General features: G+C 54.5%; 32 protein-coding genes and 1 tRNA gene. 14 read left to right on the top strand and 19 right to left on the bottom strand.

The features are described from left to right. Positions 1–174 precede the first annotated feature (174 nt). Positions 175–1,089, top strand: coding sequence for an MBL fold metallo-hydrolase (locus tag BUA85_RS00315; protein ID WP_072898404.1), 915 nt, complete (start codon positions 175–177; stop codon positions 1,087–1,089). Positions 1,090–1,122: 33 nt separating this feature from the next. Here the strand turns inward: BUA85_RS00315 and BUA85_RS00310 are convergent, their stop codons facing one another. The 4 genes from BUA85_RS00310 to BUA85_RS00295 all read right to left on the bottom strand — a co-directional run bounded on the left by BUA85_RS00310 (position 1,123) and on the right by BUA85_RS00295 (position 3,730). Continuing rightward, positions 1,123–1,881 (bottom strand): alpha/beta hydrolase, encoded by a 759-nt coding sequence (locus tag BUA85_RS00310; RefSeq protein WP_072898403.1) that lies wholly within the window; start codon positions 1,879–1,881, stop codon positions 1,123–1,125. A gap of 103 nt (positions 1,882–1,984) precedes the next feature. Then, positions 1,985–2,668 carry a hypothetical protein gene (locus tag BUA85_RS00305; RefSeq protein ID WP_131802744.1) on the bottom strand — a complete coding sequence of 228 codons (684 nt, stop codon included), beginning with the start codon at positions 2,666–2,668 and terminating at the stop codon, positions 1,985–1,987. A 158-nt stretch (positions 2,669–2,826) separates the two neighbouring features. Next, positions 2,827–3,060, bottom strand: coding sequence for a hypothetical protein (locus BUA85_RS00300; RefSeq protein ID WP_072898401.1), 234 nt, complete (start codon positions 3,058–3,060; stop codon positions 2,827–2,829). A gap of 106 nt (positions 3,061–3,166) precedes the next feature. Then, complete coding sequence (locus BUA85_RS00295; protein ID WP_072898400.1) at positions 3,167–3,730, bottom strand: hypothetical protein; 564 nt, start codon at positions 3,728–3,730, stop codon at positions 3,167–3,169. 186 nt (positions 3,731–3,916) lie between these two features. Between BUA85_RS00295 and thrS the strand changes: the two genes are divergently transcribed. The 5 genes from thrS (at position 3,917) to BUA85_RS00270 (ending at position 8,620) form a co-directional block, all read left to right on the top strand. Next, positions 3,917–5,863 (top strand): threonine--tRNA ligase, encoded by a 1,947-nt coding sequence (gene thrS, locus BUA85_RS00290; protein WP_072898399.1) that lies wholly within the window; start codon positions 3,917–3,919, stop codon positions 5,861–5,863. 220 nt (positions 5,864–6,083) lie between these two features. Continuing rightward, on the top strand, positions 6,084–6,386 hold the full coding sequence (locus tag BUA85_RS00285) for a BufA1 family periplasmic bufferin-type metallophore (protein WP_072898398.1): 303 nt from the start codon (positions 6,084–6,086) through the stop codon (positions 6,384–6,386). Positions 6,387–6,448: 62 nt separating this feature from the next. Continuing rightward, positions 6,449–7,303: an MNIO family bufferin maturase gene (gene bufB / locus BUA85_RS00280; protein ID WP_072898396.1), complete on the top strand. Its 855-nt coding sequence runs from the start codon at positions 6,449–6,451 to the stop codon at positions 7,301–7,303. Then, on the top strand, positions 7,300–8,040 hold the full coding sequence (locus BUA85_RS00275; RefSeq protein ID WP_072898394.1) for an HvfC/BufC N-terminal domain-containing protein: 741 nt from the start codon (positions 7,300–7,302) through the stop codon (positions 8,038–8,040). Before bufB ends, BUA85_RS00275 begins: the two co-directional genes overlap by 4 nt. 13 nt (positions 8,041–8,053) lie before the next feature. After that, positions 8,054–8,620: a DoxX family protein gene (locus tag BUA85_RS00270; protein ID WP_072898392.1), complete on the top strand. Its 567-nt coding sequence runs from the start codon at positions 8,054–8,056 to the stop codon at positions 8,618–8,620. On the opposite strand, the gene BUA85_RS00265 is transcribed toward BUA85_RS00270, so the two are convergent. Beyond that, complete coding sequence (locus BUA85_RS00265; protein ID WP_072898390.1) at positions 8,580–8,945, bottom strand: hypothetical protein; 366 nt, start codon at positions 8,943–8,945, stop codon at positions 8,580–8,582. The two genes, BUA85_RS00270 and BUA85_RS00265, sit on opposite strands and share 41 nt — an antisense overlap. 40 nt (positions 8,946–8,985) lie before the next feature. Continuing rightward, on the bottom strand, positions 8,986–9,318 hold the full coding sequence (locus BUA85_RS00260) for an arsenate reductase family protein (protein ID WP_072900324.1): 333 nt from the start codon (positions 9,316–9,318) through the stop codon (positions 8,986–8,988). Positions 9,319–9,476: 158 nt separating this feature from the next. Between BUA85_RS00260 and BUA85_RS00255 the strand changes: the two genes are divergently transcribed. After that, the gene (locus tag BUA85_RS00255) at positions 9,477–9,686 is read left to right on the top strand and encodes a cold-shock protein (RefSeq protein WP_072898388.1); all 210 of its coding nucleotides are present in this window, start codon (positions 9,477–9,479) and stop codon (positions 9,684–9,686) included. Positions 9,687–9,744: 58 nt separating this feature from the next. Here the strand turns inward: BUA85_RS00255 and BUA85_RS16705 are convergent, their stop codons facing one another. The 4 genes from BUA85_RS16705 to BUA85_RS00240 all read right to left on the bottom strand — a co-directional run bounded on the left by BUA85_RS16705 (position 9,745) and on the right by BUA85_RS00240 (position 12,077). Beyond that, complete coding sequence (locus BUA85_RS16705) at positions 9,745–9,900, bottom strand: hypothetical protein (protein WP_165611565.1); 156 nt, start codon at positions 9,898–9,900, stop codon at positions 9,745–9,747. A 299-nt stretch (positions 9,901–10,199) separates the two neighbouring features. Continuing rightward, entirely contained in the window at positions 10,200–10,520 is a 321-nt protein-coding gene (locus BUA85_RS00250) for a TraR/DksA family transcriptional regulator (RefSeq protein WP_072898386.1), read from the bottom strand. A 286-nt stretch (positions 10,521–10,806) separates the two neighbouring features. After that, positions 10,807–11,289 carry a dihydrofolate reductase gene (locus BUA85_RS00245; protein ID WP_072898384.1) on the bottom strand — a complete coding sequence of 161 codons (483 nt, stop codon included), beginning with the start codon at positions 11,287–11,289 and terminating at the stop codon, positions 10,807–10,809. Continuing rightward, entirely contained in the window at positions 11,286–12,077 is a 792-nt protein-coding gene (locus BUA85_RS00240) for a thymidylate synthase (protein ID WP_072898381.1), read from the bottom strand. The genes BUA85_RS00245 and BUA85_RS00240 overlap by 4 nt, the downstream gene beginning before the upstream one ends. Positions 12,078–12,249: 172 nt before the next feature. On the opposite strand from BUA85_RS00240, the gene BUA85_RS00235 reads away from it, so the two are divergent. From BUA85_RS00235 to BUA85_RS00220, 4 genes are all read left to right on the top strand, one after another. Next, complete coding sequence (locus BUA85_RS00235; RefSeq protein WP_131802743.1) at positions 12,250–13,287, top strand: hypothetical protein; 1,038 nt, start codon at positions 12,250–12,252, stop codon at positions 13,285–13,287. Further along, a complete protein-coding gene (locus tag BUA85_RS00230) occupies positions 13,256–14,689 on the top strand; it encodes a hypothetical protein (RefSeq protein WP_131802742.1) in 1,434 nt (477 codons plus the stop codon). Before BUA85_RS00235 ends, BUA85_RS00230 begins: the two co-directional genes overlap by 32 nt. A gap of 68 nt (positions 14,690–14,757) precedes the next feature. After that, positions 14,758–15,186 carry a VOC family protein gene (locus tag BUA85_RS00225; protein WP_072900323.1) on the top strand — a complete coding sequence of 143 codons (429 nt, stop codon included), beginning with the start codon at positions 14,758–14,760 and terminating at the stop codon, positions 15,184–15,186. Continuing rightward, complete coding sequence (locus BUA85_RS00220) at positions 15,153–15,878, top strand: DUF1194 domain-containing protein (RefSeq protein ID WP_242648963.1); 726 nt, start codon at positions 15,153–15,155, stop codon at positions 15,876–15,878. Before BUA85_RS00225 ends, BUA85_RS00220 begins: the two co-directional genes overlap by 34 nt. Here the strand turns inward: BUA85_RS00220 and BUA85_RS00215 are convergent. The 3 genes from BUA85_RS00215 to BUA85_RS00205 form a co-directional block, all read right to left on the bottom strand. Beyond that, positions 15,872–16,393, bottom strand: coding sequence for a MarR family winged helix-turn-helix transcriptional regulator (locus BUA85_RS00215; protein ID WP_072900322.1), 522 nt, complete (start codon positions 16,391–16,393; stop codon positions 15,872–15,874). The genes BUA85_RS00220 and BUA85_RS00215 overlap by 7 nt on opposite strands. 74 nt (positions 16,394–16,467) lie before the next feature. Next, positions 16,468–16,740, bottom strand: coding sequence for a succinate dehydrogenase assembly factor 2 (locus tag BUA85_RS00210; RefSeq protein WP_423219892.1), 273 nt, complete (start codon positions 16,738–16,740; stop codon positions 16,468–16,470). Further along, the gene (locus tag BUA85_RS00205; protein WP_242648962.1) at positions 16,737–17,168 is read right to left on the bottom strand and encodes a helix-turn-helix domain-containing protein; all 432 of its coding nucleotides are present in this window, start codon (positions 17,166–17,168) and stop codon (positions 16,737–16,739) included. Before BUA85_RS00205 ends, BUA85_RS00210 begins: the two co-directional genes overlap by 4 nt. 42 nt (positions 17,169–17,210) lie before the next feature. On the opposite strand from BUA85_RS00205, the gene BUA85_RS00200 reads away from it, so the two are divergent. Together BUA85_RS00200 and BUA85_RS00195 are read left to right on the top strand one after the other, a co-directional pair. Beyond that, a complete protein-coding gene (locus tag BUA85_RS00200; protein ID WP_072900320.1) occupies positions 17,211–18,413 on the top strand; it encodes a pyridoxal phosphate-dependent aminotransferase in 1,203 nt (400 codons plus the stop codon). Between the two features lie 141 nt (positions 18,414–18,554). Next, positions 18,555–18,977, top strand: coding sequence for a hypothetical protein (locus BUA85_RS00195; protein WP_072898371.1), 423 nt, complete (start codon positions 18,555–18,557; stop codon positions 18,975–18,977). Between the two features lie 4 nt (positions 18,978–18,981). Here BUA85_RS00195 and BUA85_RS00190 read toward each other — a convergent pair whose 3' ends face one another. The 4 genes from BUA85_RS00190 to BUA85_RS00175 form a co-directional block, all read right to left on the bottom strand. After that, positions 18,982–19,551 (bottom strand): Hint domain-containing protein, encoded by a 570-nt coding sequence (locus tag BUA85_RS00190; RefSeq protein WP_072898369.1) that lies wholly within the window; start codon positions 19,549–19,551, stop codon positions 18,982–18,984. Positions 19,552–19,850: 299 nt separating this feature from the next. After that, positions 19,851–20,576: a SpoIIAA family protein gene (locus tag BUA85_RS00185; RefSeq protein WP_072898367.1), complete on the bottom strand. Its 726-nt coding sequence runs from the start codon at positions 20,574–20,576 to the stop codon at positions 19,851–19,853. Between the two features lie 169 nt (positions 20,577–20,745). Then, positions 20,746–20,831: transfer RNA gene (locus BUA85_RS00180), tRNA-Leu, on the bottom strand. A gap of 40 nt (positions 20,832–20,871) precedes the next feature. After that, entirely contained in the window at positions 20,872–21,408 is a 537-nt protein-coding gene (locus BUA85_RS00175; RefSeq protein WP_072898365.1) for a tetratricopeptide repeat protein, read from the bottom strand. A 122-nt stretch (positions 21,409–21,530) separates the two neighbouring features. Here BUA85_RS00175 and BUA85_RS00170 point away from each other — a divergent pair, with 122 nt between their 5' ends. After that, on the top strand, positions 21,531–22,277 hold the full coding sequence (locus BUA85_RS00170; RefSeq protein ID WP_072898363.1) for a rhomboid family intramembrane serine protease: 747 nt from the start codon (positions 21,531–21,533) through the stop codon (positions 22,275–22,277). Here BUA85_RS00170 and BUA85_RS00165 read toward each other — a convergent pair. Together BUA85_RS00165 and BUA85_RS00160 are read right to left on the bottom strand one after the other, a co-directional pair. Beyond that, entirely contained in the window at positions 22,274–23,065 is a 792-nt protein-coding gene (locus BUA85_RS00165) for an inositol monophosphatase family protein (RefSeq protein ID WP_072898361.1), read from the bottom strand. The genes BUA85_RS00170 and BUA85_RS00165 overlap by 4 nt on opposite strands. A gap of 93 nt (positions 23,066–23,158) precedes the next feature. Then, entirely contained in the window at positions 23,159–24,082 is a 924-nt protein-coding gene (locus tag BUA85_RS00160; RefSeq protein ID WP_072900319.1) for a LysR family transcriptional regulator, read from the bottom strand. Positions 24,083–24,123: the final 41 nt, after the last annotated feature.

Below are 24,123 nucleotides of genomic sequence, written 5' to 3'. Positions count from 1 at the left end.
TAAAGGCGCGATCACGACTGGCCAACGGAAACGTTACGTGACGTCGGTCCAGACACCGTCGAAAACACTCATGAGAGACTGCCTGTGTGCAGCCGCACACAAACTCAATTTGATTTCAAAGACGTTCGCAACACGTCCAGACCCAACCAAACAACTGCAACACCGGAGGTTCCCATGTCTATTTCCCGCCGTCAGGCCCTACTCGCAGGCTCCGCCCTACCCCTCGCCGCAGCGCTTCCAACCAGTGCTGCTGCAGATGGCCACGCATCCGCAGCCCCAAAGCCTTTGCACAGTGATTTCTCGCTCGGTGACTTCCGTGTAACGACGCTTCTCGTGGGCTCTCGTCCAGTCGACAACCCCAACGGAATTTTCGGCCTTAACGTGGATGCGGAGACATTCGCGTCCGTGAGCGAGGAAAACTTCATTCCCTCGGATTCTGTTCAATTCTTTTTCACTCCTACCGTCGTAAACACGGGCTCCGAAGTGATCCTCTTCGATGCGGGCTTGAACGCAGAAGGCACAACAAACGCCCTCGCTGCGGCAGGATATTCCGCCGATGATATCACGCACCTTGTCATCACTCACATGCACGGCGATCACATCGGTGGCCTGACTGATGATGGCGGCAACGAAACCTTCGCGAATGCGTCCTACATCGCCAACCAACAAGAGTTCGACCATTGGGCCGGTGCAGATAACGGCGCGTTTGAAGGTAAGGTGCGCCCATTGGCCGATAAGCTGAACTTCATCGGTGACGGTGGTGCTGTAGCATCCGGCGTTACCGGTATGGCCGCTTTCGGCCATACGCCCGGCCATATGGTCTACATGCTTGAAAGCGGTGGCGAACAGCTGATGATTATCGGCGATCTCGCCAACCATCCGGTTTACTCGCTGGCTTACCCAGATTGGGAAGTGCGGTTTGACATCGACAAAGCGGCCGCAGCTGCATCTCGCCGGAATATCCTTGGTATGTTGGCAGCCGAACGCATGCCAATGATCGGCTACCACATGCCCGCCCCTGGGCTCGGCTACGTCGCGCCACGCGACGACGGTTTCCGCTACGTGCCGCACAGCTACCAACTTCTCTAAAGATTAAGGGGCGCGGTTCTTACCGAGCCGCGCCTAAATTCGGCTACTTACGTCTTCAACCGCGTCAACGATAAGAGCGAGGCAGGTTTCATCAGAAAACCTATGATCTGCGCCATCAACGAGCGTCAATCGCATGTCGGGCCCATCCGCGTGTTCCAATAGGCGCAATGCGACCGACATTTCTACGTCCTCGTCAGCCGTGCCTTGTAGAAACCGAACCGGGAAATTCAACGGCAAAGGATCGCGTAGAACCAGCCGATCCCGCCCCTCTTCGATCAACCGCTTAGTGATAATGTAAGGTTCGCCATAGTCCGACGGCAGCGCCACTTGACCTTCACTTTCAAGCTCCGCACGTTGAACCTCATCAAAACCCGCCCACATGCTGTCCTCTGTAAAGTCTGGTGCTGCGGCGATAGTGACAAGCCCTGCGACCTTCTCTGGCATGGTGCGGGACACCAAAAGCGAAATCCACCCCCCCATTGACGATCCCACCAAAAGCACCGGCCCGTCGACGAGGGCCAATGCCGCACAAGCATCTTCGAACCAGTCGCCAATACTGCCGTCTGTAAACTCTTCGCCGCTTTCCCCGTGGCCAGAGTAGTCAAACCGCAAAAATCCGCGCCCTTGCGCTTTTGCCCGCTCTTCCAAGAAAACCGCTTTGGTCCCACCCATGTCGGATTTGAAACCACCGAGGAAGACGACCGTCGGGCCGGTGCCTTCTGTGAGGTGGTAAGCAATACGCCGACCCTGCGGCGAGGTGAATGATACGGGTTTGGCCAGATCAGAGGTCATAGAATGAAATCAACACAAAGAAGTGCCAGTCACAAGCCCAAGCGAACCCCCAAAGGGCCCGCAATTGAACGTGGCGGGCCTTTGGAAAACGCTCGTAGAGGTGTTACTGCCGGTCGCCCAAGAATACCGCACCAGCATTCACCCGTGCACGGCCTGAGGCACTGGAATTTCCAATCGCGCCGCCGGCTATCGCGTCAGCGTTATTTCCGAACGGCAGGATAAAGCCGAAATCACCACTTCTAAGCTCATAACTAGCAGTCTCTCCAGACACTTTATCCAGATCGCCAGAAATCACTCCGTTGCGGCCAAAGTTAAGGGAACCGTCGATTGAACCGCGCGAGCCTGCTGCATCAACACCTCCATTTGGGTTCCGCAATTCGTAAAAATTGTCTGCCGAACCGGTTATCGTGCCTCTACCGCCAGGAGCAGGATAGCCAATGACGATATCCAATTCGCCAATCGCTGCATAATCAAGGTCGAGAGTGGGTGCCCGGCTTGCAAAATCCAAATCGAGGCCGGGAACTCCAAGTGGGCTGAATTGTTCCAATCTATCATTGGTTTCAAAGACAACGATCGCACCTCGGTAAGATATATCTTGGTTTACCGGCAGATTCGAAACTGGCGTCGCAGGCAAGGCGTTCAATTCGTCTACAAAGTCAGATATTTCACCCTGAACATCCGCGAAACTTGCCGCCGCAGGGGTCGAGGTGCTGCCACCACCGCAACTCGCCAGAGCCGCAAATCCGCCCAACGCCAGCGCAGATCTCAGAAAATTCCGTGCAAACATCAAGACATCCCCTCAACCGGTGACAGCCGGTAACCCGAAACACGCTAAATCTCATCCGCAGGACTGACAAGCTATATTACCAAGCTGTGGGCAGAACGTCGCGGAAACAGAGTATTTCCAACGTGGAGTGCTAAGTTGGGGACCTACTCAGAAGTCGCTTAGCCGCCAATGTAAACCTGCTTCTTAGGGCGATAAAAAACCTTCTGATTGTGCAACCGCCCTAACAGCTCTTCACCGGCACGGATTGTGTCTTCGATATGCGCTTGAGACACATTTCCATGCTCTGCCACTGCCTTTGCATCCACCAATCGCGCCGACCGCTCGCGCAGCGCAGTTTCGATCAGAGACAATTCATCTTGATTGAGATCAAATTGGCGATTGTACTTCGGCATTTGGCGGCTACTCCCTTGCGACTCTCCGGTTTCCGATCGGAAACTAAGTCGGATTTAAACCACCACGTGTCGCAGTCAACGTATTCATATGTATACTTTCGCAACGTCATCGCCGGACATCAAAAACGCCGTTCACAGTATCTGTCGGCGAAACGGCCAAGCCCTTTGCCTCACCCTCGACTGTTCCAGCAATCCGTCGTCCGCGAGTGCCGTAGAAATCACCAAACACATCAAGCTCGACGTCCACACGCCTCCCATTCGGACGCCGCAAAATTCCATCTGTGAAACCTGCCAAAGCATCCGACGCCGTATCCTCGGCGTCACGGTAAATCCGCAAATCACTCTCCAATGCGCCCGTCAATCGTTCACCTGTCAGGCGATCCACAAACCGGTCCGAAGTTCCGCTGACTCGATCTCGTCGGAAATCGACGTCTAACGCCATATCCCCCACCACACGTGCATCGTCGATGGTATTCACATCGTTGCTCCCAAAACCAATGGTCCCTGAATATTGCGCCGACCCATTCAAAGGTACCTCGTCCAAGGGCGTGAGTTCGTTGATCGCGCGGTAAGGTTCCACCTCAATCGGCGCGTGGAATGTGACGTGACCAGTCGTGGCACCTCCACAAGCCGAAACAAGACACATGGCGACAAGGGGTAAGTGTTTCATGGCATCCTCAGAATTTGCTCAAGGACCACTGCGCCAAAAGTTACGACCGCAAACAATATCACCCGATTGATATGGAATAGCAGGCGAGTCGGTTGACACATCGCACGCACCACGGCATTGAGCCGCACACATAACCCGCAACCCGGCGTTTCGTAGGCGCCAAACAGACGAGGAGCTTGGCCCAAGATGGCTCAAATTTCCCTGACACTTCCCGATGGCAATTCACGCTCTTACGACGCTGGCGTCACCCCAGCAGACGTAGCCGCCGACATCTCCAATTCCCTGCGCAAAAAGGCGATCTCTGCGACCGTGAATGGTCAGCACTGGGATCTGCAATGGCCGATCCATGAGGATAGCTCCATCGCGCTGCACACCATGAAGGATGAAGAGCAGGCGCTCGAACTCGTGCGGCACGACCTCGCCCATATCATGGCCCGCGCCGTGCAAGAGATTTGGCCCGACGTGCAAGTCACCATCGGCCCCGTGATCAAAGACGGCTGGTACTATGACTTCGACCGCAAAGACCCCTTTGTGCCCGAAGACCTCGCCCTCATCGAAAAAAAGATGAAAGAGATCATCAACAAGCGCGATGAGGTCACAACTGAGATTTGGGAACGTGATAAAGCGATCCAATATTATAAAGACCGCGGCGAGCCTTATAAAGTTGAACTGATCGAAAGCATCCCCGGCGATGAGCCGCTTCGCATGTACTGGCATGGCGACTGGCAAGACCTCTGCCGTGGCCCGCATCTACAAAATACCGGTCAAGTCCCCGCTGATGGTTTCCGCCTGATGTCCATCGCCGGGGCCTATTGGCGCGGCGATTCAGACCGCCCGATGTTGCAACGCATCTATGGCGCCGCCTTCACCAACAAAGAAGGCCTGCGCAAGCACCTCAATATGCTTGAGGAAGCGGCCAAGCGCGACCACCGCAAATTGGGCAAAGAGATGGATCTCTTCCACATGCAGGAAGAAGCCCCCGGTCAGGTGTTCTGGCATCCAAATGGCTGGACAGTTTACACTGAGCTTCAGGACTACATGCGCCGCCGCCAACGGGCTGGCGGATATCAAGAGGTGAACACCCCTCAGGTCGTCGACCGTAAGCTCTGGGAACAATCCGGCCACTGGGACAAATACCAAGAACACATGTTCATTGTGGAAGTGGATGAAGAGCACGCCCGCGAAAAAGCGGTCAACGCGCTGAAACCGATGAACTGCCCGTGCCACGTTCAGGTCTACAACCAAGGTCTCAAATCCTACCGTGATTTGCCTCTGCGGATGGCAGAATTCGGATCCTGTAACCGCTATGAACCCTCTGGAGCGCTCCATGGCATCATGCGTGTGCGCGGGTTTACCCAAGACGACGGCCATATCTTCTGCCGCGAAGATCAGATCGAAAGCGAAACCGCAGAATTCATCCGCTTCCTCAGCACGGTCTATAAAGACCTCGGATTTGAGAATTTCAGCGTCAAATTCTCCGACCGGCCGGAAAAACGCGCGGGATCAGACGAAGTTTGGGACAAAGCAGAAGCGGCCTTGCTGGCTGCAACCCGCGCCGCTGGAATCGAACCAACGCTCAACCCGGGCGAAGGCGCATTCTATGGCCCCAAGCTTGAGTTCGTTTTGACAGACGCCATCGGCCGCGATTGGCAATGCGGTACCCATCAGGTGGATTTCGTTCTACCCGAACGATTGGACGCGACTTATGTCGGCGAAGACGGCAGCAAACATCGCCCAGTAATGCTCCACCGTGCGACGCTTGGCTCGTTCGAACGCTTCATCGGCATTCTGATCGAAGAACACGCCGGTAAGCTGCCGTTCTGGCTCGCCCCGCGTCAGGTTGTGGTCGCGACCATCATCTCTGATGCCGACGACTACGCAAACGAAGTGGTCGCCGCCCTCAAAGCGGCCGGCGTACGTGCTGAAACCGATCTTCGTAACGAAAAGATCAACTACAAGGTCCGCGAACACAGCCACGGCAAGGTTCCAGTGATTCTGGCGATCGGCGCGCGTGAGGTTGAGGAAAAGACCGTCAGTGTCAGAAGGCTGGGCGAGAACAAGACTTCTGTAACATCACTCGATGAGATTGTTACAGAATTGGCCAAGTCAGCCACACCTCCAGATCGATTGTAACATTCAAAACGCTAAAACTGTAACAAACCCGCCGACAAACCTCGGCGGGTTTGCTGTTTCTTAGCCTTTCTTCAACAGACTCGGCGGAAATCCGTTAAAATCCGCTCACGGAAACGCGAGGCACGCGTCTGTGAGTGGAAGGAAACCGACGTGGCGCATAGGTTTTGGTCATCGCCAATCAGGCGGACAACTTTAACAAGCCCAGATAGAGGAAAAGTTCATGTCCACAGTATCTAAAACGCTCATCGTCGCATCCGCAGTTGCAACAGCAGTTGCTGGCGCCGCAGGTTCCGCTGCTGCTCAAGAAAACGAAAAATGCTACGGCGTTTCATTGGCTGGTGCCAATGACTGCGCAGCTGGCCCAGGCACAACATGTGCAGGTTCTTCCACAGTTGACTACCAAGGCAACGCTTGGACACTCGTTCCAGCTGGCACATGTGCAGACATCGAACTGCCAGCTATGGCAGACGGCACAGCACGCGTTGGGTCTTTGGAAGCCCTAGAGCGCGACCTTCCAGCATAAGCTAAATTCCTATAGGGTGGGCGTACGTCCACCCTATTCCTTTTGAAGACCACGGTGCGCCCATGCTTGATGCGACTTCCTTCAACGCCCTGCCAAATAAACCCGGCGTCGGTCACAAGCCTCAGCACTACAAAGATATTTTGGGCAACCCCGGTCCGCTCGGCTGGCTCGAGATCCATGCCGAAAACTACATGGGGGACGGCGGACGCCCGATTGCGCAACTGCGTCACCTCTCCGAACAATTCCCGATCTCTGTACACGGTGTCGGCCTCTCCATCGGTGGAGAAGGCGACCTGGACAAAGATCACCTCGCCCGCCTCAAGCACCTGATCGGCTGGCTGAACCCCGCAAGTTTCTCTGAACATTTGGCATGGTCCACACACGACAGCCATTTCCTGAACGACCTTCTGCCGCTGCCTTACAACATGAAAACAGTCAAACGCGTCGCCGATCACATCGACGAAGTGCAAGAGGTTGTGGGCCGCAAAATGCTGCTGGAAAACCCCTCCAGCTACCTCGCATTCGCTGAATCCACTATGTCAGAGACAGATTTCCTGAAAGAAATCGTCAGCCGCACCGGCTGTGGCCTGCTGCTTGACGTCAACAACGTGTTTGTCAGCGCCACGAACCTCAACACCTCCCCTCAGGCCTATATCGACGATTTCGCCCTCGACGCCGTTGGAGAAATTCACCTTGGTGGCCACGACGAAGACGAAGACGAAACAGGTGCGCCACTGCTGATCGACAGCCACGGTAAAGCCGTCGTTGATCCGGTCTGGGCCCTGCTCGACTACACGCTTGAACGCTCAGGCCGAAAACCGTTGCTGATCGAATGGGACACAGACGTTCCCGAATGGCCGGTTCTCGCCGCTGAAGTCGCCCGCGCCCATGCTGCACTGGAATTGGTGGCAGCATGATCGTCACTCAGACCGCCTTTAGAAAGGGTCTTCTAGACCCTGCATTGCCTGCGCCAGAGGGCCTGCAAAACCCCGATGGCGCGCAAGCGACCAAACGGTTTGACGTCTACCGCAACAACGTCGCCGTCAGCCTCTCAGACGCGCTGGAGTCCGCCTTTCCCGTCGTTCGCAAGCTGGTCGGGGATGAATTTTTCCGCGCCATGGCAGGGGTTTACCTGCGCAAGTTCCCACCTTCATCGCCATTGATGATGCACTATGGCGAACACCTGCCGCAGTTCCTCACACGGTTTGAGCCGACAAAAAACCACCGCTACCTGCCCGACATCGCCCGTGTCGAGCTTGCGATCCGTAAATCCTATCACGCCGCCGACGCCGAACCGATTGATGGTCAAGCGCTCGCCGCAGTCGCTCCCGAAGACCTCATGGCATTGCAGATGACGATCGCCCCCGCGGTGCAAGTGGTCAGCTCGAAAGACTACCCGATCCACGCAATCTATATGGCGAACACACGCGAAGACGCACCAAAACCGGAACCGGGTGCCGAAAGCGTCCTAATCGCCCGCCCGCACTTCGATCCAACGATCCACAAAATCTCAACCGCTGACGCATCCTGCATCAAAGCGCTGCAAGAGGGTAAATCCCTCGGGCTGGCACTTGCCGAAGCTGGTGATGATCTCGACTTAGGCGCAACCCTTGGGCTTTTGCTCAGCCAACGCGCCATCATAGAACTAAACTGAAAGGCCTCCACCTATGTTAGAAAGTTTCAACCGCGTCGGCGCATCCATGTCCCGCGCCGGAGATGAAATCCTGCCGCTCATGGCACGCTTCTCCTTCGCAGCCGTTCTTCTGGTCTATTTCTGGAAATCTGGTCTGACAAAACTGGGAGATGGGTTCTTCGGTTTCCTCAATCCGTCCTTAGGCGCATATGCACAAATCTTCCCAAAACAGATGGAAGCTGTGGGTTATGACGTCTCGCAATTGTCCTTTTTCCACACGCTCGTGGTTCTCGCTGGGACATGGGCCGAGTTCATTCTACCGCTATCTATCGTCATCGGTTTGCTGACACGCCTCTCTGCCCTCGGCATGATCGGCTTCATCTTTGTGCAGTCGCTGACTGACCTTTACGCCCACGGTACGATCAACGACCCAGCCGTGTTCGGTGCTTGGTTCGACGCAGACTCCGCCTCACTGATCCTCGATCAGCGAACAATGTGGGTGATGTGTCTGTCGGTCCTCGTCTTCAAAGGTGCTGGCAGTATCTCTGTCGACCGTGCCCTTAATGGGATGTTGGGACATCGGGCTGACGGGCAGCAATAGCCAAGACGCCACCCAGCGCTGCAAAGCCGATCGGGAAGAACGTAAAGACGTTGAACCCAAAGGCATAAAAGAAACACAGGCCTGACAGCAGCATCAAAAGGCCGCCCCAGAGCCCACGAGAACTGGCCATTGCCCCACCGGCGATGGCCAACAACGGTGCGAAGAAACTCGCAATCTGAATCAACGCAGGGTTCTCAAAAACGCCGATCACCCCAGCAATATCTGGCTGCGCCTCGCTAAATTCGACATAGGCAAAGCCGAAAAAGCCGATGAAAATACCCATCAATCCGGCAATAATTCCCAAAAACATAGCTGCGTTGCGCATCGTGCTCTCCCGTCTTCCTTTGGCCTAAGTAGGCAGAGACCTATGCGTTTCCAAGCCAAATTGACTGAACGTCAGCTTTCCATCCGATCGTCCATTGATCCCCATCCCGGATCACGGGCCGCTTCATCAGCGTCGGATGCGCTTTGAGAAGGTCTAGTGGTGCTGAAACCCGCTCCGCCTCATCCAGCCCCCTCCATGTCGTAGAAGCCTTGTTGATCGCCTGTTCCCCAAACTGATCCAAGATCGCCGCTAAATCCGCCCCTGACACGCCGTCAGCGCGCACATCCACAACCTCAAACGACCGCCCTGCTGCCGTCAGCGCTTTGACCGCCTTCCGGCATGTATCGCATGATTTTAAGGCAAATACCTGCATTCCAGACCCCTTGATGAGCAATTTCGCCGCACCATAGCGGATCACAATGAGTTGTCATTTGCCTTTTGCACAAACGCGCTAAGCTCTTACCCATAAGGCCAGAAGACATACGCCCAATCGGGGCGCTGCAAGACTGGCGCATTGATTGGAGAAAAGACATGCCAAGCGGCACCGTAAAGTGGTTCAATACGACCAAAGGGTTCGGCTTCATCGCCCCAGATGAAGGCGGTTCAGACGTGTTTGTGCATATTTCAGCGGTAGAACAGGCCGGCATGACCGGTTTGGCCGATGACCAAAAGATCGATTACGAATTGGTCGAAGGTCGTGACGGTCGCCAGATGGCTGGCAACCTGAGCAAGCCCGCCTAAAAGCGATTAAGCATTTTTAAAGAATGCGAGGGCGCGCCTGCGCGCCCTTAACCCCTTTTTACGCCGCCCATCCATTATGTGGGGCGGCTTTTTTGTCTGACTTCGGCTCTGGCCGCGTGAGTTGCTCGGCCTTTTCAGACAAACGGTCCAACAGATCGTGGCGGATCGTTGGAAAGGATGGTTTTTCGGATTTCGTTACAGCAGCAGTTTTCATTGTCTTCCCCCAAAGATTGGAAACCAGACACCAACTACAAAAAGCACCCGCCCAATATGCCCGATGTCAGAAGCGCTCCAAATTCCAAAAATGGAAATAAGGCAGGATTTCAGGGGTTGACGTTACGACTCGCTTTTTATTTTTCTTATATTTGTCATATGCTTACCACCAAATACCACGCCTTTTGAAAATCGTGAGACGCGATAAACAATCCAAAGCGCCGCTGCAGCACTGTTTTTCTGGCCGAAACAAAGGCAGCAATCCGCCTACTCATTTTCGCCACATTCGCAGCGAATCGCCTACCCCCGCAGGCAGTCGAGGCAGAGCGCTGTGGCCGGATCAGCGGAGAGGCGTTTGGGTTCAATATCCTCGCCACAATCGGTGCAGTACCCGTATTCGCCCTCGTCTATGCGTTTCAGCGCCGCGTGGATCTTCTGCCGTTCGGCGGCGCGACGGCGGGCTTGAGCTTGGGCCATGGCTTGATATTGCAGCGCATCCATACGGGAGAGACGCCCGACCGCCTGCTGATCCAACTCCACCGTTTTCTCGCCCTGTTGACCTGCTGCATCTTCTGCGTCGAGGTCTTTGAGGCGTGCGTGGAGGCGGTCTGTTAGCGTCATGGGTAGAGCGTAGCGTGGTGGGGGATGTCTGGAAAGGCTTGCGGCAGAGCGGTTTCGCAGCGAAACGCGTTAAAGGTTATTTTGTTAATTTTAACAGGGGGTTATCAGGAAGCATAGACTTACTCTTCGGCTATCACGCCAAACAGAGGGCAGCGAACGGACCTCAGGGGTGAGCGTGAAGCGCCCTCCCCTCGGGGGGAGGTCCGGGAGCTGCCCGGCGCTGCCGGGCCAAACTTGATGTGAACCAAGGATGACCTACTGGCTTTCGCGGCAGTCAGGACATTCCTCACCCAACCCTCAAAAACTCCCGCATCACACACCTCGGCCCTTCGGCCTTCAACACAATCCCCAGCTCAACGCTCCACGCGCTCTCATCGAACTCGGGGAAGAAAGTGTCGGCGTCCTCGATCTCCAGATCCACTTCGGTGATCAGCAGCCGATACGCCAGCGGCAGCATCGCCTCGTAGATGCCCGCCCCTCCGATCCCATAAATGCGGGAATGACCAGCGGCGCGGGCAGCGTTCACCGCAGCCGTAACGGAGTTGACGCAGATGTCTGCGCCCTCGAACTCTCCGCGTGACACGACCACATTCAGGCGGTTTTTCAAGGGCTTAAAGGGCAGGCTTTCCCACGTCTTCCGACCCATGATGATGGCCCCACCCATGGTTTCGCGCTGAAAGAATTTCAGGTCTTCGGGCACGTGCCATGGGATGTCTCCATCCCGCCCAATGGCCCCATTTCGGGCGCGTCCAACGATGAGAGAGATCATACGGACACCGGTGCTTTGATGTGGGGATGCGGGTCGTAGCCTTCGAATTCAAAATCCTCGAACTTGAAATCGAAGATTCTGTCGACATTGCGTTTGATGATAAGGCGCGGCGCTTCGCGCGGGTCGCGGGCAAGCTGGGTTTGAACCTGCTCCACGTGGTTGGAGTAGATATGTGCGTCGCCCATAGTGTGGATGAACTCTCCCGCTTTGTTGCCCGTCACATGGGCGAGCATTTCCAGCAGCAGCGCGTAAGAGGCGATGTTGAACGGCACGCCGAGGAACATATCGGCGGAGCGTTGGTAGAGCTGCAGGTGCATCGTGCCGTTCTGAACGCGGACCTGCCAGAGCGTGTGACAAGGGGGCAGCGCCATGTCATCGACCTCGCCAGGGTTCCAAGCGGAAACGATCAGGCGGCGGCTGTCGGGGTTGGTTTTGATCTGCTCAATGAGGTTCGTGATCTGGTCGGTCGAGCCACCGGGTTTCGGAAAACTGCGCCATTGGTGGCCGTAGACGGGGCCAAGATCGCCGTTCTCGTCGGCCCATTCATCCCAGATGCTGACACCGTTGTCCTTGAGATATTTGATGTTCGTGTCGCCATCAAGAAACCAAAGCAGCTCATGAATGATCGACTTGAGGTGCAGCTTCTTCGTCGTGACCAGTGGAAACCCTTTGCGCAGGTCATAGCGGCACTGCATCCCAAAGTGCGAGATCGTGCCCGTGCCGGTCCTATCATCGCTCGGAACCCCCTGTTCCATCACGGTTTTGAGTGCGTTGAGGTATTCTTGCATCGTTGTCCCCTGCCCGTTTGATCAACCACTGGCTGTGAATGAGTCGCAGACCACTATATCTTGAGGTGAGGTGTGGCAAAACCTCGATATTTGGCGGCAATGTGCTGCTCTTCGGTTTATCTTACGTTGACTTATTCCTGCCGCATCAGGATTGTACAAAAAAAAGCTAAAATTGAATCGAGCGCAGGGCATTCAAATGACACGTTTTTTAACGGCTGTTTCGGTAGTGGCGTTGCTCGCTGCATGTGACAACGAGCAACCCTTGGTATTTCCTGACGACGGAACAGAAACAAACCTCGAAAACGAGGGCACGGTTACCGACGGGGATGGCGAACCAATTTTGGACGAAGAAGGCGAAGAGATTGAGTTTGCTGACAACGGCATTCCTGAACCAATCGCGTTCAACCTCGTTTCAGCGGACTTCGATGCCGGTGACGAAACGTTGACGGTAACAATCACGTCTTTGGACTCAACGCCATTGGAAGCGGTCTACGAGCGAAACACGGCGCTCGACGTTGATGGTTATGTAGCGTTTTCGCAGCAAGAAGACGCGTTGGATCGCTTCTTTGTCGGATACGGTCAATCCAGCAACGACGGAAACACTACCGGCGTTTTGGTAATGGATGGGGGTCAATTCACACGCTTTATTGCCGGTGTATATTATACCCAAAACAACTACACACCGCATGTCTCATCACAGCCGGACAATGGGCTCGTGGCCTACACAGGACGATATATTGGTATTTTGAATTTCGACGAACTCGATGACTCTCAACTGTTAACAGCAAGTTCCGGTATCCCGGCTAACTTACTCGCCGGTCAGCCGGCTCGTGTACTTGGCGATGTTTTGATCAACGCCGATTTTGTCGATATGCAGGTTAACGGCGGGATTGCAAATCGAAGGGTCGCATCAGCGACCGCGTTGGATCCGTTTACTCTTTTTGATATCGGTCTCGTTCCGGCTGATATCTTAGAAAATGGCACATTTTTTGGTGAGGCAAATCGCCCTGACGCTTCCGCGGTTGGAAGTTATGGAGGCACATTCGGTGGTAATGAAGCTTCCGGCGTCGCCATGGGTGTCCACTTGACTGGTGATTTCATCCCCGAAATTGATAACGAAGAAGAATTTGGACTAATCGTTTTAACCAAATGTGGACTTGCCGGAGATGGACCGTTCTGTGACGACGCGCAGCCTGATTTCGACCCTTAAAGGGATTGGCGCGGCTCTTTTTTTTGCTTGTGGGCAAGTTGCGTCGGCCGAAACGACACTAGACCTGACATTTCCGCAAGCGCGCCAGCTGGCGTTCAACTTGCTTGTAGATGGAAATGCGGCCGCCGCGCTTGAAGTGGCTGATGGTTTGATCACCGCCAACGCAAACGACCAGCGCGCTTGGATCATCCGTGCCGGTGCACTGCGGGTCTTGGAACAGCCTTCACTTGCGCGACAAGCGGCGCGGCGGGCCTATTGGCTGGCCGAGTCCCCTGCTCGCAGATACGAAGCAGCACGACTCGCAGCGTCGGCAAATGCTGATGAAGAAAGGTTCAGCTGGGCGCAATTCTGGCTGCGATTGGCGCGGGAAAATGCGCCCGATGAAGAGACGGCAAACAGAGTTGCGCAAGATTACCAAGCCCTTCGTCGCATCAACCCTTGGTCTTTCAACGCCTCATTCGGTGTTGCCCCTTCTGCGAATATCAATGGCGGCAGTCAGGCCGACGTCGGGTACCTTGATGACAACGTTGATGAAGGTCTGGCTGCATTCTTAGCGTTTTTCGGCATTTATGATCCTGAGTCTGGGTTGCGGCTATTGGGTGATAACGAGCGCGCCTTGTCTGGGATAGAAGCGAACTTGGACTTTGGCGCTCAATATCGTCTTAATGCGACCGAGAATTCAGCGACGTTTATTTCCGCCGACGTTGGCATTCGGCGCTATCGGCTGAGTGATGAAGCCAAAGAGCAATCGCCAACGTCTTCGAACCGCGACTTTAATCGCGACTCTTTGTCATTTGGAATTCGGCACCTCACGCGATTGGGCGAGGATCTGCGTCCAGCGACGTTCGCCCTTTCAATTGGTAAGAACTGGTACGCAAGCGAGCAATCAAACCGCTACATGGCCGTCAATGCCTCACAACCCTTCTTACTTGACCCTCAGAACCTCTTAACCTTTGGGATTTCCGCATCGGCGAGTGCCAGCTATAGCGACGATATCCCCGTCAGGACGTTCGGCGCGAACGCTCAGTTGCTGTCCATTCTAGAAAGTGGCGACCGGGTGCGGTCGAATTTCCAAATCCTTCGCAGCAATTCCGACATCGAAGACAGCGACTACGTCTCGTTGTCCGCAGGCGTGTCTTATATTTTTGCGCAACCCATTTTGGGCACCTTCGTAACGATCAACTCTGATGCTGTTTTTTCCGACATTGGCGATACGCGTTTTGCGCCCTTTGATCGCGAGGACATCACCGTTAGCATTGGTGCCGATGTGGCCGCGCCTCAGGCCGAAGTCTTTGGTTTTCAACCTGTTGTATCTGTCCTCGCTGAGCGCACGCGGTCATCAGTGGATCAGTTCGACGCGGAAGGTGTCAGCGTCGGTTTGGATTTCCGGTCCTCTTTTTGATCTCTTAGCCATTGGCACTTTGCATTGGCTGGCCTAGGTCTTGTTGAAACAGAACAAAGAGGATGCCGATGTCACTGAAGTATTTGCACACCATGGTTCGCGTCAAAGACCTAGATGCTTCTATCAAGTTTTTCGAACTGCTGGGCATGAAAGAAACCCGCCGCTACGACAATGAAGGTGGGCGGTTTTCATTGATCTTTTTGGCGGCACCGGGGGATGAGGATTGCCCCGTTGAACTGACATATAACTGGGATGGTGACGAAGGATTGCCCTCCGACAGTCGCCATTTCGGCCACCTCGCCTATGCGACGGATGATATCTATGCCTTGTGCCAGCATCTGATGGACAATGGTGTCACGATCAACCGCCCCCCACACGATGGGCATATGGCCTTTGTGCGGTCACCGGACAACATTTCCGTAGAATTGATCCAAACCGGCGATGCCAAAGAACCGGCTGAACCTTGGACGAGCATGGGCAACACTGGGCATTGGTAAGAACGCTCTCGCTTTTTGCCGCTCTTGCCGTTTTGCCGAACCCAGCGGACGCGTGCCGCTTGGCCTTGGTTCTGGCGATGGATGTGTCGATTTCCGTCGATGCGCGCGAAGATGCGTTGCAGCGGCAAGGGCTGGCTAATGCTTTGCTGGCCCAAGACGTTCAAGACGCCTTTTTTGTCAGTCCTGATCCCGTCGCCTTGGCTATTTTCGAATGGTCAGGGCGTTTCAGCCAGTCAGAGATTTTGGATTGGACACTGATCGAGACGCCTGAAGACCTTGAAGACGCGTCTGAACGTGTGAGTACATCTGCAAGACAATACACAGACGATCCCACCGCGCTCGGGCATGCGCTTGGATATGCGTCATTGCTTCTGAGAGACGCACCTGACTGTCTTTTCAAAACCATCGATGTTTCGGGTGATGGCGAAAGCAACGATGGGTTCCCGCCATCCTCAGCTTTTGCGGCCTTTCCCTTCGAGGGTGTAACAGTGAACGGGCTGGCGATCAGAACCGATGCAGAGGGAGAGCCTTTTCATCTGCCGACGTACTACGAGACTGAAGTCATCAGGGGTGCCGGTGCTTTTATTGAAGAGGCTGCTGGATTTGTTGATTTCGAAAACGCGATGGAGCGCAAACTGGTGCGTGAGCTTCAAGCCCTCGCCATCGGCTGGCTCGCGCCAGCAGATCAATAGATATATCGAATTTGTTCTGTCCAATATCGCTCGATCCGGCGCAAGCAGGATACGATATCGTCCATTCCCATCAGATCGACGACACCGCGACCAACCAACCCTTCGGAATGCTTCGCAAAGAGTTCAGCAACGATTTTGCGAATGTCCCGTCCCTTTTGCGTCAAACGCACACGCACGGAACGGCGATCAACCTCGCTGCGTTGGTGATGCATATAGCCGTTTTCCACCAATTTCTTGAGGTTATAGCTGACGTTTGAGCCTTGATAATATCCGCGGCTTTTCAGTTCTCCGGCCGTCACTTCATTGTCGCCCACGTTAAAAAGCAAGAGCGCCTGAACAGGATTGATTTCCAAAATGCCCAATCGTTCGAACTCATCCTTGATGACATCCAAAAGCAATCGGTGAAGCCGTTCGACCAATGTGAGCCCTTCGAGGTAACTGGCCATGAAAGCCGTCCGTTCAGGTGACAGACCGGCAGATTGCGGCACGTCAGACAAAGCGCTGTGCATACTCATTGAAAAAGACTCCATTCCCATTGCTTGCAGCGGTTATGGCGCCAGAAACAAAAAATAGAGTTAATCAGAGCAAATTAGTTTGGACGGGTGAGACCGTGAGCACCCTTGGTAATCTCTGCCATCAAGTTTCCATAGGCCTCTGGCGCAGAGGATTGACCGCTCACCCAATTGTAAAGATCATGGTCATTTTCACTTAGCAGTTGGTCATAAAGGGAAAGGTCTTCATCAGCCAGCGCGGAGAGGTTTTTCTCGGCAAAGGCAGACAGAATGAGGTCCATTTCCTTGATGCCGCGGCGCATGGACCGCATAGCGAGCCGCTTAATCTTAACCTCGCGCGGTTCCATCAAACGTCATCTTCCATCAGTTTGCGCAGACGTTTTTCTAACTGTCCCATACGTTCGGCAGATTGAGTCATCTCGGCCCGCAGGGCACGGATATCCGCGAGAAGAAGCTGCATAGAATGATCTGAGGGGCCAGCCTCATCAAAGGGTCCGTCAACGCCCTCCCCTTGGCCCGTTAGAAGCCAGCTCAACGTGACATTCAACATGCCGGACAGCATCTGCAGCCGATTGGCGCGCGGCTCTTTAATGTCATCTTCCCAAGCCTGCACAACGCTGGTTTTGACACCTAGGCGCTTTGCGAGTTCAGCTTGCGTCAGGCCAGCAGCCTCTCTTGCTGCGGCCAAACGATCCCCAAATGTTGCGGCGTCTTCGGCGTACCAGTTTTCTGTCGCGGTCATAACGTCCTCATGTCTTGCATCTGGTGAACGCTGCATCCTATGACAGCTTCCGAGACAAATGGCTACAAGGAGCCGACCATGACTTTCCTCTCTGCGACACTGAACCGCGTAAAGCCTTCCCCGACGATCGCTGTGACGACAAAGGCTGCAGAGTTAAAGGCGGCAGGCCGTGACATCATTGCTTTGGGGGCCGGTGAGCCAGATTTTGATACGCCTGAGCATATTCAAAAGGCGGGTCAGCAAGCGATTTCCGAAGGGAAGACGCGTTACACGGCCGTGGACGGTGTTCCAGAATTGAAAGAGGCGATCTGTGCAAAATTCCAACGCGACAATGATTTGAGCTACGAAACCGCGCAAGTGACAGTTGGAACGGGCGGGAAACAGGTGCTCTATAATGCTTTCATGGCGACGCTGAACGCAGGTGACGAGGTCATCATCCCTGCCCCCTATTGGGTGAGCTATCCGGATATGGTTCTGCTGGCTGGCGGCACGCCTGTGATTGTCGAGGCAACCCTAGAGAACAGCTTCAAAATCACGGCCGAACAGCTGCGCAACGCGATCACACCACAGACAAAATGGTTTTTGTTCAACTCCCCCTCCAACCCGACGGGTGCGGGGTATTCTTGGGATGAGTTAAAGGCACTTACTGACATCTTGGTTGAAAATCCTCATGTTTGGATCATCACGGACGACATGTATGAGCATTTGGCATTCGGAAACTTCAAGTTCTGCACACCGGCGCAAGTGGAACCTCGGCTTTATGAACGGTCGTTGACCGTGAATGGTGTGTCTAAAGCCTATGCGATGACGGGCTGGCGGATCGGCTATGCTGCGGGGCCAGAAGAGCTGATCAAAGCGATGCGGAAGGTACAATCGCAGTCGACATCGAACCCGTCTTCCATCGGACAATACGCGGCGCTAGAAGCCCTGAACGGGCCACAGGATTTTCTGGCGGATAACGCGAAACTCTTCCAGCGCCGGCGGGATCTGGTCGTGGACGCGTTGAACGGCTGCCCTGGCATTTCCTGCCCTCGCCCAGAAGGCGCATTCTATGTGTACCCGTCTATTGCGGGCTGCATTGGCAAAACATCTGCATCAGGTGTGAAGATCGAAACAGATGAGGATTTCGCGACAGCGCTATTGGAAGAGACAGGCGTTGCCGTTGTCTTTGGTGCGGCTTTTGGTGTCAGTCCGAACTTTAGGGTCAGCTATGCCACGTCGGATGCACAACTGACCGAGGCCTGCGCCCGGATAAAGGTGTTTTGTGAGGGTTTGAGCTGATTTGGACCTTGCACAGCTTTGAAAGCTCGGAGCCTCCGGCGGAGGTATTTAGTACTCAAAAGACGATATGGTTTTGCTTAAGGCTAAGACTGGTGCGCTATACGTTGGGATGCTAGGATTCTAGCATTGCGTGAGGGGCTTATGAGCACTGAGTTACCAGATTACTATTTCCGGACCCGTGAGAACGGTGCGATCGTGTTTCGTGTCGACACAGAAAATCGGCAGCGCAGGATCGAGATGGACCAGATCGCGGTGGTGAACGTCAACAAGGGTGAGGTCAAACCGCACGGTGATCATGAACTGAGCGAGGCCGATCTATCCGCTATTCAAAGCTGGCTGGATGAACGGGTCCCCTTGCTGGCGCGACGCACCATCGATGACATTCATCGGACGGTGGATCATTTGAATGCGACGACGCAATGGGTTCAGTCTAAAGCTGAAAACGATGAACTCGATGAGATCACTGACTCACTTTTGCTCGCCATGCACGACTTGAGATCCGTCTTGGTGCGCAAGAAAGCGGATCGCGTGCTAAAACGGGAAGATCGTAAAGACGATCTATAGATGGTTAGGCGTCAGGACCTGCAATTTCACACCACAAACCATCGATTTGCACTGTGCAAGCCTGCCCGCAGTGGAAACGGTAGTAGGTGAAATACCCGTGCGATTTGCGCATGATCCCAGCGCGGCCAATCATATCTTCTGCCGTAACTGTTTCACCTGTGCGATCCGTACTCCGAAGTTTTTGCGCCCCGGAGACATAGAGATCAGTGTTTGGGGCAACGCCACCAACTGAATTTTTAGGCAGACGGATTGGCTGCGCCTCTGGGTGGTCGATGAGGTAGCGACGGTCGAGGCGAATTTCGTCGACCTTTTCCACTTCGAGGAAACGGCCGTCGAAGGTTTTGATCGGATCACGGCGGCGCAATGCCTCCATCGGGACGTAGCCGAAAGACGTCAAAATGCGGGACTTGGGGCCAAATCCGGCAAAGTCCCACAATTTTTCGACGGATGGTTGTTCGACAACATCCAAGTCGATTTCAGGTTCAGCCACATCGATCGGAGCCCTCGCTGCGGGCTGCACAACCTGTGCGGCGATGCGCTGTAGAAGAGCGCTTTCAGATTCGTTTAGAGACACGGGTACAACCTTTGAACATAACACTTTTGTAACAACCCCACTGTTACTATTTGCCTAAAATGGGCGAAAATTTCAACCTACAGGGCAGAAACCCTACGTTTCCGAATTGGAAAATATCAATCTGAAGTTGCGCATAGGGCAGTTTAATCAACTAAATTAGGACCAAACCTCTAAAACATAACAATTTTCCTAAGTTTTGAAGATGGCGTTCGGTTTCGATTTCCGTTCAAAACCGAAGTCCACTCGGAATAATACTGTGTCAAATAGGCCGCGCTTTGTAAGCAGCAGCGCAGAAATTCTTATTCCGAAAGCCATACCTTCGCTGCATCTTCTTCTGCTTCGTCAAAGTATTTTACTTCTGCACTTAGGAAGGCGCTGCCGATTTTTTCTGAAAACCGTTGCCAGCTTTTGTTCCCGATAATGGCGACCTTTTCAGCGATAGGCGCATGCTGTCTGACAAGGCTCAGATGAGCACCCATGGCCGAGACACCTTGCCAACCGGTAAACTCGGTCACATCGAGAAGCAGCTTAAAGGACTCGCTTTCAGCAATCTTCGCATCGAGATTGGCTGAGGCATTTTCATAGGCAGAGGCGTCAACTTCGCCGAGGAGATTGACGCGCATGGTTGCGTCTCCAAGGTCAGTGACGTGAATAGACCCCAAGGACTCTTGCAGCCAACGGAGCGCATCGTCCTGCTCTGCCATTGTGAATACGTTCATCGGACAGGGGAACACGGGCGACGCAACACGTATCCCGCGTCGCATCCAAGTTTTGTCGGTGGCGACGGCGATCCGCTCAAATCCGCGCCAATGAGAGACCCCCATTTTGATGTCTTCCCAAGCAGCATCCACATCGAAATCTTCGAACTCATCGCCTGCGACGATGAGCATTTTTACCATGTCGTGCGTCTCGATGCCTTTCTCAACAACGGGAAGAAGAGCCTTCGTGTAGTCGTCACCGCTGACTTCACCGGAAAGAGTGGCGACGATCAAAGCCCCATCCATTTTTGTGCTTACATCAATCATTGTTTGGTTCCCTAAATCTCACTGGGTGGATGGCAAAATCACCCTAAAATTGAACTTTGTGGACTCAATACTAACTCAGGTTTTGTAACGGGTCTATGTGATGCGTCAAATTCACGCCGCCCATGCGAATGGCCGGAGCATTCACAAACATAGTTTCACAGAGAAAAGGTGGTGCCCCCGGCCAGACTCGAACTGGCACGGGCATACGCCCAAGAGATTTTAAGTCTCCAGTGTCTACCATTCCACCACGGGGGCACGCTGCCTTCCTAGGGCGTTCGTGCGCGGGCGGCAAGGGTCAGATGTCGGTGCCTTCGGGCTCTGTCAGGAATCTGCGCTCGGAGAGCCACGGGTTGAGCTCTAGTGCGTCGCGAATAGCGTCTTCGCCTTCGGGTCTGCGGCCCATTCCGATGAGGGTCATTCCGCGACCGGAAATTGCGCCAATGTGGTTTGGAATGATCTCTAAGGTGCGATCGAGGTCGGCCAAGGCACCGTCGTAGTCTTTGGCTAGAAATTGCGCGAAGGCGCGTTGATTGTATCCCTCGGCGTAGTCTGGGCAGTACGCCACTAGTTCATCAAGGACTGCCTTCGACCCATCAAAGTCAAAGGTGGAAATCAACCGCATGCCTTCGTCCAAAAGGGCTTGCGCCTTTTGATCAGGTGCATCCGTCCACAGCGCCCAGAGCTGGCCAGTCAACGACCGCGCCTCAAGCTGAGACGAAGATTTATATTGAGACACAAGGTTTTGTATCGCGTCCGTATGATTTGGCGCGGGCGGGCAGCTTTCGGCGGATGCGGCAGAAGCCGCGAAGAGGGCAGCGATGATTAGTCTCATGCTCTAAGGGTGGACCAAAATGTAGGTCCGTCAAGTCCACGATGACGGGGGCGTCTGTGGCAAACTCGCCCAAGAGGTTTTGCGACCTTGACCATTCGCCCACGCTTATCGAATGTGGCGCCATGTTTCCGATCCGAGATCATAACCCCGCTGAACGCACCCCTTATGTGACCTACACGCTGATTGCGCTGAATGTGTTCATCTTTCTTGTCACTCTTTTGACCGCTCAGGATGAGCGTGCACTCAGCATGCTCTACTACGACTACGGTATGATCCCTGCCCGATTGACGAATGGTGAAGGGCAGCTGGGTATCCTAACGGCGATGTTCATTCATGCAGGCTTTTGGCATCTCGGCGGCAATATGCTGTTCCTCTGGATTTTTGGCGACAACATGGAAGATCAGATGGGCCATGTGCCGTTTCTGGTATTTTATCTGGTGTCCGGCGTTGCGGCCAGCATGGCCCACTATGCTTTGGCGCCGGGATCACCGGTCCCACTCGTTGGGGCGTCGGGGGCAATTGCGGGGGTGATGGGGGGCTATCTGTTGCTCTTTCCAAAAGCGCGCGTCGATATCTTCTTGTTCCTGATAATCTACATACGGATTTTCCCGATCCCGTCTTGGATCATGTTGGCGCTGTGGTTCGCCATGCAGATTTTCTATGGCGTTGGGACAGGCACCGAAGGTGGCGTGGCCTATTGGGCGCATGCAGGTGGGTTTGTTGCCGGTTTGCTGCTCACGCTGCCGCTTTGGCTAAAACGCGGCGGTCGGCAGTTCTGGAACAGGACGGAAGGACATCCAGATCATCCGGACGCACGGTATCCGATGATAGAATCCCGATTCCCAAAAGTGACGCGGAATAAGATCTAGCTGCCCTTACGGATCACTTTTGCAAATGTATCGAAGATCGGCTCATTCGCACAAATTAACGCACCGTCGTTAAGAACATCGCCTTCTGGGTTCATTGCTTCGATCAACCCGCCTGCTTCTTTGAGAATGACGATCCCCGCCGCAATATCCCAAGCGTTCAACCCACGTTCCCAGAACCCGTCGTAGCGACCAGCAGCGACGTAAGCGAGGTCAAGCGATGCAGCGCCGAACCGACGGACACCTGCACAGGCCGGAAGGAGGCGCGCGAGGTCTTGTAGGGTTTCAGGCAGGTCTGGGCGACCAGAGAATGGCAGGCCGGTAGCAAAAATGGCTTCAGCCATCCGGTGGCGACCGGAGACGCGGAGACGAGCTTCGTTCACAAACGCGCCAAAACCTTTCTCGGCATAGAACATCTCATCCTTCACCGGATCATAGATCACACCGGCGACAATCTGACCTTTGTGTTCCAATGCAATAGACACGGCCCAATGCGGGAGCCCGTGCAAAAAGTTCGTCGTTCCATCAAGCGGATCAACGATCCAACGACGAGTCGGGTCCTTGCCCTCAATCTCTGCGCCTTCTTCGCCCAAGAACCCATAGGTCGGGCGGGCTTCCATCAGCTCTTCGCGGATGGTTTCTTCGGCTTGTTTGTCGGCGCGGCTGACAAAGTCGCCCGGGCCTTTGGCACTGACCTGCAGGTTCTCTACCTCGCCGAAATCCTTCAACAGGCCGCGCCCCGCTTTGCGCGCGACTTTCATCATAACGTTCAGATTTGCAGAGCCTGCCATTGGAATGGTCTTTCGATGTTCGGGTCAGAGCCGCGCTATAGGCGGTCTGCCGCGTTTGAGCAAGCCGCCTTTCACGCTGCTACCGCAAGGCAGCTATGCGTGCGCGTCTCGCATCGGACGTTGCAATTTAACCGCCTCTTGCCGCGCAAGGCGGAGGAGATGCGCCATGTAAGGCAAACCCGTATCTTCGGATCGTGTGGCCGCATAGAGCCTGCGGGTGATGCCCTTATCGGTTAGAGGACGCGTCACATAGTCCGAATTGTATCGCACTTCACGCACCACCCAATCTGGCAGGACCGCGACGCCTCGGTTAGATGCGACGAGGAGGAGGATCACGGCTGTGAGTTCAACTTGCCGTACCTCTGCTGGTTCCACTCCCGCCGGCATGAGAAGTTGTGAAAACACATCAAGGCGGGATCGCTCGACCGGATAGGTGATCAGTGTTTCGCCCTCAAAGTCAGAAGCTTCGATGAATTTCTTTTGCGCCAATGGATGCTGAGATGAAGCGACAAAAACAGGTTCATAGTCGAAAATCGGAGTGAAATCTGTTTCATCGATGTCCTCTGGGTCCGAAGACACCACAAGATCGACCTCTTCCCGCTTCAAGGCCGGTAGAGCATCGAAGGCCAAACCGGGGCGAATATCGACGTCCACCTCGGGCCACGCTTTCCGGAATTCCTCCAGCACAGGGAACAGCCATTCGAAGCAAGCGTGGCATTCGATTGCGATGTGAAGACGCCCAGCACTTCCCGCGACCAGCCCTTCGAACTCGGCCTCTAAGGCTGCCACTTGCGGCAAAATCGTCTCTGCCGCTGCCAGCATCTTGAGACCCGCTGCAGAGAGGCGGAGCGGTTTCGTGCGCCTGACGAACAATTCGACGCCCGCCTGATCCTCGATCCCTTTGATCTGATGGCTCAGAGCGGATTGCGTGATGTTGAGCATGTCGGCCGCCCGCGCCAGCCCGCCGGTGTCGTGAATGGCTTTGATCGTTCTTAGATGTCGAAACTCAATATGCACCCCAAAAAACCTCATAATGTTTCTGAGAGTTATGAATTTGC

The sequence above is a fragment of the Cognatiyoonia sediminum genome (assembly GCF_900129845.1).
Classification (GTDB): Bacteria; Pseudomonadota; Alphaproteobacteria; order Rhodobacterales; family Rhodobacteraceae; genus Cognatiyoonia; species Cognatiyoonia sediminum.
Note: the sequence above shows the minus strand (reverse complement) of the source record. Positions and strands in the feature narration are given on the sequence as shown.